The organism is Microcystis sp. M165S2, from assembly GCF_020245885.1.
In the GTDB taxonomy this organism is placed as follows: Bacteria; Cyanobacteriota; Cyanobacteriia; order Cyanobacteriales; family Microcystaceae; genus Microcystis.
Genome location: NZ_JADBTZ010000381.1, coordinates 1 through 6,685 on the forward strand (window position 1 = coordinate 1; position 6,685 = coordinate 6,685).

At 42.5% G+C, this 6,685-nt stretch carries 4 protein-coding genes and 1 pseudogene; 4 read left to right on the forward strand and 1 reads right to left on the reverse strand.

The genetic code is table 11. From position 1 onward, the window contains the following. Positions 1-227: 227 nt before the first annotated feature. Positions 228-656 (forward strand): annotated as a pseudogene (locus IM479_RS18890) (DUF4351 domain-containing protein); the annotation flags it as partial. A 53-nt stretch (positions 657-709) separates the two neighbouring features. On the opposite strand, the gene priA reads toward IM479_RS18890, so the two are convergent. Next, the gene (gene priA, locus IM479_RS18895) at positions 710-3,199 is read right to left on the reverse strand and encodes a primosomal protein N' (RefSeq protein WP_287686005.1); all 2,490 of its coding nucleotides are present in this window, start codon (positions 3,197-3,199) and stop codon (positions 710-712) included. Positions 3,200-3,762: 563 nt separating this feature from the next. Here priA and IM479_RS18900 point away from each other — a divergent pair. The 3 genes from IM479_RS18900 to IM479_RS18910 all read left to right on the forward strand — a co-directional run bounded on the left by IM479_RS18900 (position 3,763) and on the right by IM479_RS18910 (position 6,464). Beyond that, on the forward strand, positions 3,763-4,896 hold the full coding sequence (locus IM479_RS18900) for an RNA polymerase sigma factor, RpoD/SigA family (RefSeq protein ID WP_287686006.1): 1,134 nt from the start codon (positions 3,763-3,765) through the stop codon (positions 4,894-4,896). Positions 4,897-4,980: 84 nt separating this feature from the next. After that, entirely contained in the window at positions 4,981-5,286 is a 306-nt protein-coding gene (locus IM479_RS18905) for a ribbon-helix-helix domain-containing protein (protein WP_287686007.1), read from the forward strand. Between the two features lie 17 nt (positions 5,287-5,303). Continuing rightward, positions 5,304-6,464 carry an aminotransferase class V-fold PLP-dependent enzyme gene (locus IM479_RS18910; RefSeq protein ID WP_287686008.1) on the forward strand — a complete coding sequence of 387 codons (1,161 nt, stop codon included), beginning with the start codon at positions 5,304-5,306 and terminating at the stop codon, positions 6,462-6,464. Positions 6,465-6,685: the final 221 nt, after the last annotated feature.

The window sequence follows — 6,685 nt, forward strand, 5'->3', positions numbered from 1 at the left end:
ATCAATATTCTCAAAAAGGGACTAAGTACGGTAGGGCATACCGGAACTCACGCTTGGGGAGAGATTCCCTCTGGTTTGGTTGGATACGTCCTGTCAGATTAAGGAAACTCAGTGAACCAAGAATCCCTCGCATGAGAGCGACGGGAGTGTCAAATCTCCGGTAAAAATCAAAAATTGTTGTTAGGGTTAGGAGTCAGTAGCCAGTAGTCTCCGATCAGAAAAATAGTAAAGGAGGAACAAGAGAGAGAGCCATTGACGAATTAGAGAGATTATCGCCGAATGCTCCTCTAAAATCGGCTTCTTTAAACTTATTGTATAATCTGAGTAGAAATCTAGAAGCGTTATCGAAAAAAACACAGGAGGATAGGCAGTTTATTATGCGTTTAGCTCCACTTTACCAACAGGATAGAGAACAAGCGATTCAAGAGGGACTTACAAGAGGACTACAGCAAGGGGTACAACAAGGTATTCAACAAGGAAGACAACAGGGAGAAGCGTATTTACTCATTCGCCTTCTTCAGCGACGTTTCGGGGAAATACCCCAGAATCTAGAAGAAATCATCCGCGGCCTTCCTGTGGAGCGATTAGAAGACTTAGGACTCGCTTTATTAGACTTTGACACCTTGACAGATTTAGATAACTGGTTGCATTCGTGAGCAATAGCGATCTCGCGTAGCGAGCGCGTTGCGAGCGCATCATCCATCCTTGATTATTCTATAGTTAACGGATCCACATCGATCGCCATACTTACCTTGGGCAAAACTAAGCTTTTCAAAGGACGAAAAAGACCACCGATATCAGCCTTGTCTCCCGATGATTTTAACAGAATTTGCCAGCGATAACGGTTAGCCACGCGCATAATTGTCGCGGGTGCAGGTCCCAAAATATCCCAATCGGAACCGAAATTATTAACACATTCCTCCGCTACATTTTCGGCACTTTTCTGCACCGCTTCCCCATCTAAACCACTAAAACGAATTAATACCAAACTACCGTAGGGAGGATAATTTAAACTCTCTCTGTGCATTAATTCCGTCTCGACAAAACCCTCATAATCGTGGGTTTGCACTGCTCTAATCACGGGATGTTCGGGGGTATAGGTTTGGATAATGACCTTTCCTTCTCTTTCTCCCCTTCCTGCTCTCCCTGCTACTTGAGTGAGGGTTTGAAAAGCGCGTTCGGAGGCGCGATAATCGGAGTGATAAAGTAAGCCATCGGCTGCCATTACTCCCACTAGGGTAACTCGATCGATATCTAATCCTTTGGTGAGCATTTGGGTTCCCACTAAGACATCGAATTCCCCATCAGTAAATTGTTTTAATAGTTCCCGGGGAGCATTTTTATTGCGGGTGGTATCACTATCAAAACGCAAGCAACGCAAATCAGGAAATTCTTTGGTTAATTCTTGGGTGACTCGCTGAGTGCCAGTACCGAAAAATTTCAGATAGGGAGAACCGCATTCAGGACATTGTTTCGGATGAATGCGACCATAGTTGCAGTAGTGACAGCGGAGTAATTCTTGCGCTCCCGGTTCGGTGTGGTGGTAGGAGAGGGAGACATCACAGTGGGGACACTCCAGCACATAACCGCAACTTCGGCAAGATACAAAAGTACTATGTCCCCGACGACTGACGAATAAAATTCCCTGTTCTCCCTTGTCGCGCAGGGTTTCCAGAGATGAACGCAGGGATTGACTAAATAGGGAACGATTGCCTCGTTGCAATTCCCGTCGCATATCGACGATTTCCACCCGCGGTAAGGGGCGATTTTGGATGCGATCGGGCAAAGGTAGGTAAAGACAGGGATTATCTTGAGATTCTAGCCATGTTTCTAAAGATGGCGTGGCCGAGCCTAAAATTACGGGACAATGGTTTAATTGAGCGCGCCATTTAGCCACGGTACGCGCGTGATAGGTGGGAAGTAATTGGGTTTGTTTAAAGCTGCTATCGTGTTCTTCATCGAGGATAATCATGCCTAGGTGGGGTAAAGGGGCAAAAATCGCCGATCTCGTCCCGATAATCACCTGGGGGGTTCCTGTTAACATCTGTCGCCATGTATCGTATCTTTCTCCTTCCGAGAGGGCGCTATGATAAACATAGACTCGATCGCCAAAACGGGCCACAAAGCGATCGGTTAGTTGCGGTGTTAATCCAATTTCGGGGACTAAAACCAAGGCAGATTTACCCGCTGCTAAGATAGGTGCGATCGCCTGTAGATAGACTTCTGTTTTACCCGATCCCGTCACTCCGTGTAAGAGGACGCTTTCACCACCTTTCAGGTTTTGAATGGTTTCTATTGCCTGTTTTTGGCTAGAAGTGAGGGTTTTTGGTTGATCCCTGCTCATAATCGCCGAGGATAAGCGCAGAAATTCCCGATCCTCAATCACCACATAACCCTTGTCAATGAGCGGTTTAAAATGTTTTGTCCCTGCAAGTTGTACCAATTCCGGCAGCCACATTTCTCCTCCCTGATGACGGAGAATTTCGACAATTTTGCGCTGATTTTCGGTTAAATCAGCAGGAAAGTCGGTTATTAGCAGGGTAATGGCTTTTTTTTGTTTAATATTGGTACTTTTGGGTGCTTCTAGATAACTTTCCACCCAACCGCGCTTAACTAAGTCTCGAATACCGTAATTAGCATTTTTTAGTTTTTCTTGCAGGTATTTCGCCGAATAATCGCCTTCTTTTTGATTTTTGAGCAGGGATAAAATCTGACGGGAGAGGGGAGTACAAAAAACTTCCGCACCGGGGGGAATCGCATCGGGTTTTAATCTGATGCGACGTTGGGAACTTCGCAGTAAACCCTTGGGTAAAGCGACGCGAACAACGGTGATTAAATCGGTAGCGTAGTATTGGGCGATTTTCGTCAATAACTGCCAATAATTATCAGGAAAAAAACCCTTAGTAATCACATCTTCCACGGGACGAATTTGATTTTCTTCTAGTCCTGGGGGCAAATTTTCGATAAATCTGAGGGCAATTCCCCCAATTACCTGAGAACCAAAGGGAACGCTTAAAATATCGCCGATTTCTACCGTTAAATACGGGGGGATACTATAGGTTAATATTTGCTCATCCTCTTGACTATCTCTAGGATAAGGACGATCGACCAAAACCTCTAACCACAGTTGCGGGGTGGTGGTTAATTGGTAGGGTGTGGGAGGTTCCGCTACAGTTAGGGTAGCATGGCGATCGAGCATGGTTATCAGTTATCAGTGGGAAGTGGGAAGTGGGGAGAATGGGGTATTTAAATTATAGTTTAAAGCTTGAGGGGAATAAAACTAGCTAATTTTCTCTAAAAACAGTTTAAATATTGCTTTTTTGCCCACAAATTTGCATTTTTAGCTCTTGCAGTCTCCCCAAATGATAATTATTGGCTATTAGCTATTTAATGAAAGCATAGTTAGGGGAAAGTTGAGAATAGTTCTCAATAGGAAAAGCGAAGAATAGTAATAAAAAGCTGACTGCTATCTTGATTGTTAAGAAGCGTGATCTTTACCTAGTCAAATACCGAAAACCTTAGTTAGAGTGTATGAGTAGAAACACAAAAAGTTCCTCCCATTCACCAGAAAATCTTATTGTCTGGTTCGGCGATTTGTAACCATCGACACAGAATCCCACAATTATATCCCAGAAATGGCCGCCATTAATTAAGAAAACGTTTAAAAAATCTGCTCCCCGAAAATTCAATGTAACAATCAGCCCATTGGGAGAAACCGAGTTTTTCCCCGCTATTATAATCCCACTCCATCCATAACTGCTTATGAAAATCTCTAAACTGGCCTCTGATGATAATTTTAATCAAATCATTGCCCTGGAGACAAGTCCTTTAGAACTAGACAGCGTGGATTTTGCTGAAAGAACTGACGAAGATCTGACTGAACCTTTACCGGAAACCCTAAAAACCACTCGTGGGGGTAGTGGAACAGGATACGCTCAAGGTAACAATGAAGATACTGTTGGGGCATTTTTTAAAGAAATGGCCCGTTATCCCCTGCTTAATGCGGAAGAAGAAATTGAATTAGCCCACTCGGTTAAGTTTCTCATGGAAGCGGAAGAAGTGCGCCAAAAACTGCAAGAAAATTTACATCGTCCCCCGACGAAAACGGAATGGGCAAGTGCTTTACAATTAGATAATGAACGTCAACTGGAAAACCGTCTTTATCGGGGAAGAGCAGCTAAACGGAAAATGATTCGTTCTAATTTGCGCTTGGTGGTTTCTATCGCTAAACGCTATTTAAATCGCGGAGTTCCTTTCTTAGATTTAATTCAAGAAGGTGCGATCGGACTCAACCGTGCGGCCGAAAAATTCGATCCCAATAAAGGTTATAAATTCTCTACCTATGCTTATTGGTGGATTCGACAAGCAATCACCCGCACCATTGCTAACGATGCGCGCACGATTCGTTTACCGATTCACATTGTCGAAAAACTCAATAAACTCAAAAAAGCGCAGCGCATTCTCAAGCAAGATTTACAGCGCAATCCCAATGAACGGGAACTCGCAGAAGCGTTAGAAATGACTCCTGAACAATTGCGGCAATTATTACAATTGCGTCGTCAATCTCTCTCTTTAAATCATCGTGTAGGGAAAGGAGAAGATACGGAATTAGTGGATCTGTTGGAAGATAATGATCTACAACTTCCCGAAGATAAAATGAATGAGATGATGATGCGTCAGGAAATTTTCGCAGTTTTAAGTGATGTTCTCACGGAACGGGAAAAAGATGTTATCTCCCTCCGTTATGGTTTAGCTACCAGTCAACCCTACACCCTAGAGGAAGTGGGGGGAATGTTCAATTTATCTCGCGAACGAGTACGTCAAATTCAAAGTAAAGCGATGCGAAAATTACGTCGTCCTCAAGTTGCTCGTCGTCTGAAAGGATGGTTACATTAATAATTTTTTCTAACTCGTTCTCTCCTCTCTCCTCTTTCTGGGAGAGCTTTTTTTGTCGATACCCAGTAGATGGCCATAATACCTATGAACCTACATCTTACCCCACAACAAGAGCATCTAATCCAAGAGAAAGTGAAAACGGGAAAATATCAATCTCCCGAAGATGAATACGAACAAATAACTGATGCAGAATGGAGAGAAGATATTCGGCAAAAAATAGATGAAGCTATCTTTGCATCAGAAAATCATCCTCTCAGAGATGGAGAAACTTTTGTCACTGAAATTATTCATCGTTTTCAACCCATGGGTGGTTATGTCATAAATATACTAGCTAGTCAGAAGCTGAATATAATAGGCAATTTTTCAGCTATTTTTTCTAGTTTTGAATAATTTGAAATTAATTCAATATGTCTAAAAATTCTTGGTTAATTCCCGACAATATTTATTTTCTCAACCATGGTTCCTATGGTGCAACCCCTAGAATAGTCTTGGATTATCAGCAACAATTGCGGGAACGAATGGAAAGGCAACCTTTAGTATTTTTGGGGAGAGAATTAGAGGGTTTATTAGATATTGCCAGGCAAAAATTAGCGGATTTAGTCAGCGTCAATAGCGATGATTTAGTCTTTGTTCCCAATGCAACCACAGCAGTGAATGCGGTATTAAATTCCTTAACTTTTCAGGAAAATGAGGAAATTCTGATCACCGATCAGACCTATAATGCTTGTGCTAATGCAGTTAAACATATAGCTAAAAGATGGGGTTTAAAGGTAATTATCGCTAAAATTCCCTTTCCCGTGCAGTCTCCTTTAGAAATTAGTCAAGCAATTTTAGCATCAGTTTCTCCCCGGACAAAATTAGTAGTTTTAGATCATGTCACCAGTCCCACGGCCTTAATTTGGCCAATCGCAGAAATTGTGCAAGAATTAAATAATCGGGGTATTGATACTCTCATCGATGGCGCTCATGCTTTAGGTTTTTTACCCCTTAATATCGGGGCAATTAATCCCACCTATTATACTGCTAATTGTCATAAGTGGTTATGTAGTCCCAAGGGGGCTGCTTTTCTCTATGTGCGCGGGGATAAACAGGCAATAATTCGACCTTTAACTATTAGCCATGGAGCGAATTCTCCTCGACAAGATCGCTCCCGTTTTCAGTTAGAATTTGCTTGGATGGGAACCGATGATCCCAGTGCTTATTTATCAGTGCCAAAAGCGATCGAGTTTTTAAATTCTCTCTCTATTGATGGTTTACTGGGTCTGATGGCGAGGAATCGTAATTTGGTTTTAAAAGCCAGAAATTTGCTTTGTTGTGCCTTAGAAGTCAATTATCCCTGTCCAGAATCGATGATCGGATCGATGTCTTCAATTCTAATTCCTAGTTATGCTTGGGCAGCAGAAGATTTATCTAGACAACTGTGGGAAGAATATCAGATTGAAGTGCCGATAATTCCTTGGGGAGAAGCATCATTAATTGTTAGGATTTCTGCTCACTACTATAATTCGATCGAGCAGTATGAATATTTAGCCGTGGTTTTAAATTCCTTGCTATTTGGGCAAAGATAAGTACCAGATCACTGGAGCGGGGAGAAACAATCCATAACCGAGTTTTTAAAGTTCGATTGGGAGTTAATGATGCTATTAAAAATGGATTTGGTATCAAATCCGATCCCTGATAGCTGTCTCGGAGTCTCGAAGTCTCGACTAGGAAATTAATTTTGCACGACTACTTAGGGTCTGCTGAAAAAGTTTTTCGGTGGGGGTTGGGGGTTGGGGGTTGGGGGTTG